Below are 3,279 nucleotides of genomic sequence, written 5' to 3'. Positions count from 1 at the left end.
CGCAGGAAGCCGCCGAAGCGGAAGCGCTGGCCTTTTACCAGGCCAACAAGGCGCTAATGGATGCCGGTGCAGTGGTGTCATGGTCGCAGGTACGTCCGCTATACCGCCTGATGTGCATGCGGGCGACCGATCACGATGCGTTCAATCAGGAACAGCAGAACGAAGCTGGGAACGACGATACGGCCCCGTTCAAGAACATCCAGTTCTGGGTGGATCGGCGTAATGACTGGCTGTTCTTCGGTGCGCTCGACCCTTCGATGGGTAAGAAGAAGAAGCGCAATGACCCCTCGGCGATTCTGGTGGGTGGCCTGCACCGCGAAAAGATGACGCTGGATGTGGTGGAGGCTGATATCGCCCGGCGTGTGCCTGATTTGATCATCGCCCGCGCGGTGGATTTGCAGCGGGAATACCAATGCCTGGCGTGGTCGGTTGCCCTTGCGGCTCGGCAAATATCCTGCCGGTATCGGTGACAAGCAGCGCGACCAGTTGTTGAGGGCGGTGCGGAATATCGGCAACGATGGCGCTGGCGTGGTGCCCAGCACCATGACTATCGATTTCATCCAGGCCACCAAGGCCGGTACCGTCGATGACTTTCTGAGCGCGATTGCCTACTGGGAGCGCAAGCAGTCGATAGCGATCTTGGGTGGCACGCTGACAAGCCAGGCGGACGGCAAAACGAGCACAAACGCCCTGGGTGAAGTGCACGAGCGTGAGTTGCGCAAGATCCTGCTGCACGACGTGGCGCAGATCAAGCCAACGATGCAGGGCCAACTGGTGCGCCCTCTGGCACTGATCAATGGCATGTTCCCAACTGATCGTATCCCGCAATACACCTACCTGACGGAGGAAACCCCGGACCAAGCCAAGATGGTGGAGGTGCTGGATAAGGGGGCATCCATGGGCATGGAGATCGATGTCGACTATGCGCACAAGATCGCCCAGATCCCGCGTGCGAAGAAAGGCGCCAAGCTGCTCACGCCGGGAAATGCCAATGCTGCGCAAACAGATGATGCCGGTGCGGCACTCTCGCGTCTGGCAGCGCTGGCCAGGGCCGGAACGGAGTCGGATGTCACCGGGGCCTATGCTACGCAGCTCGCTGCGCTGTGCGCACCGCACGAGCAGGCGTTGGCCCAGCAGATTGCTGCTGTAGTAGCTGAGGCTGGCAGCTTTGATGATGCATTGGCCGGCATCGAGGCTTTGCAGGCGGATGGTGCGAAGTGGGCAGAGGCCGTAGCGCTGGGAATGGCCGCTGCGCATCTGGCAGGGCGTGCGGATGTGGGGGATGGGAAATGACCCTGCTGACGTTTCGTGGATATGGTGTTCAGGCTTCTGCTGTCACGATTGTTGCTGAACGCGTTCTGTCCTTTTCACAGATCGACTTCAATGGCCGGTACGGCACGGAAATTCATCTGGATGGGGGCCTCACTGTTCGGGTTGAAGAGTGGCCGCAAGACGTGAAGACAGCGCTTGAAAAGGCGCAACTTACCGGGGAATAACGTGGCTACATCTCCTGACAGCCTGACATTCTCTGAGGCCATCGACTTCTACCGGCAGAAGATCCGCCTGCCTTCTTCCGGCTGGACTGATATCTGGCAGGAGCAGCACAGCCAGGCGTTCGTGGTGGCCGGTGCGGCAAAGGATGCCTTGGTGGAGGATCTGTACAACGCCATCCGCCAAGCCAAGGAAGCAGGCGGCTTCGCTGAATTCCAGAAGGCTTTTCCGCAGATCGTCGGAAAGTATGGCTGGGCGCACAACGGCACACCCGGCTGGCGCAGCAAGATCATCTATGACACCAATGTAACTCAGGCCTACCACGCCGGACGCGAAAAGCAGATGCAGGCGGTAAAACATCTGCGCCCTTACGGCCTCTATCGCCACACCAGCACCGAGCATCCCCGTCTGCACCATCTGGCCTGGAATGGTCTGATCCTGCCACTGGACGATCCCTGGTGGGATACGCACTCCCCTCAGAATGGCTGGCGCTGCAAATGCAAGAAGTACTCGCTTTCTCGCGTGGAGGCAGAACGCGAGTGGAAGAAAAAAGGTCGATCCGGCCCGGATGAAGCACCTGCGATTGAGTGGGAAGAGCGTGTAGTCGGCAAGAATGGCAGCAATCCCCGCACGGTACGTGTTCCCAAGGGAGTTGATCCAGGCTTTGCCTATAGCCCTGGAAAGGCATGGCTGGAACCGAATACGTTGCCGCCATTGCAAGGTTACGACGCGGTACTGAAAGAGCGCAAAACACCGTGGCCGACGAGCTTTACACCACCAGCGCTGCCGGCGCCAACCGTAGTGCCACGTGCAGCATTGCTACCCGCCGGCACGCCGCCGGAAGTGGCCGTCACGGACTTCCTCGACGTTTTTGGCGCGACGATGGATCAGGGCGCGGCATTCACGGATGCGACCGGCAGCACTCTGGCGATCACGAAGGCGCTGTTCCAGGATGGCGCTGGCGATTTCAAGTGGTTGGCAGCACCTGGCAAAGTAAGGCGGCTGGAGTCGATCAATCTGCTGGCCATGACACTGATTGAGCCGGACGAGATCTGGTGGGCTTGGGTGCCAGACCACCAGGAAAAGGGGGACTGGCGTTTGAAGCGTCGTTATCTGAAGGCGTTTCAGATCGAGGGTACTGACGAATACGGCTATGCCGTGTTTGAGTGGGGCTCGACTGGTTGGACAGGTGCCACCACTTTCATGGGCACCCAGAAGAGCCCAGAGGATCGCGCGGCTTATTTCGACAAGCAACGCATGGGGCGTTTGGTATTCAAGAAATGAAAACGCGGCCCCTGCAAGGCCGCGTCGGTGGATCGGATTTGAGGGCTTTGCAGAGCCACAGCCTCGTCACCACGGTTACAGGATATGCAATTCACCATCGAGTTTCAAGCTGACCATCTGACCCGCGCCCTGGAAGCCATCCGTCAGGAGATCGCTACGCCGCAAGAGATGCTCGGCAGTTTCGGCGAATCACTGCAGTTCGTGAATGAGGAACGCCACAGGCAAGGGCTCGACCCTGATGGTCAGCCATGGAAGGAGTTGGCGGCCTCGACACTGGCAGAGGGCAAGCGCAAAGGTGGGCCGCTGAACAAGACTGGCCGGATGCTGGCCAGCTTCCACTACCAAGTGATCGGTGATGATCTGCGGCTTGGCTTCGATGACGGCGATGGCTTCAAGGCTAAGTTCCACCAGGACGGATCTCGCGCCCATGTGATCACACCGAAGAAAGCCAAGGCGCTCAATATTGGCGGCGCCTTCTACAAGCGAGTAAATCACCCTGGCCTG

4 protein-coding genes and 1 pseudogene are annotated in these 3,279 nt (G+C 59.3%); all 5 read left to right on the top strand.

The window, feature by feature from the left end; genetic code table 11:
• Positions 1–470 (top strand): annotated as a pseudogene (locus BGI27_RS17565) (phage terminase large subunit); the annotation flags it as partial.
• Positions 430–1,293 (top strand): phage portal protein family protein, encoded by an 864-nt coding sequence (locus BGI27_RS17560; RefSeq protein WP_223871896.1) that lies wholly within the window; start codon positions 430–432, stop codon positions 1,291–1,293. The pseudogene BGI27_RS17565 and the gene BGI27_RS17560, both read left to right, overlap by 41 nt.
• Positions 1,290–1,496, top strand: coding sequence for a hypothetical protein (locus BGI27_RS17555; RefSeq protein WP_095526063.1), 207 nt, complete (start codon positions 1,290–1,292; stop codon positions 1,494–1,496). The genes BGI27_RS17560 and BGI27_RS17555 overlap by 4 nt, the downstream gene beginning before the upstream one ends.
• Positions 1,468–2,775 (top strand): PBECR2 nuclease fold domain-containing protein, encoded by a 1,308-nt coding sequence (locus BGI27_RS17550; protein ID WP_223871895.1) that lies wholly within the window; start codon positions 1,468–1,470, stop codon positions 2,773–2,775. The genes BGI27_RS17555 and BGI27_RS17550 overlap by 29 nt, the downstream gene beginning before the upstream one ends.
• A gap of 84 nt (positions 2,776–2,859) precedes the next feature.
• A partial coding sequence (locus BGI27_RS17545; RefSeq protein ID WP_095526061.1) for a phage virion morphogenesis family protein occupies positions 2,860–3,279 on the top strand: 420 nt, incomplete at its 3' end.

The sequence above is a fragment of the Candidatus Dactylopiibacterium carminicum genome, assembly GCF_014736495.1.
Lineage (GTDB): Bacteria > Pseudomonadota > Gammaproteobacteria > Burkholderiales > Rhodocyclaceae > Uliginosibacterium > Uliginosibacterium carminicum.
The sequence above is the reverse complement of the archived record's forward strand: the minus strand, read 5'-3'. Positions and strand labels throughout refer to the sequence as shown.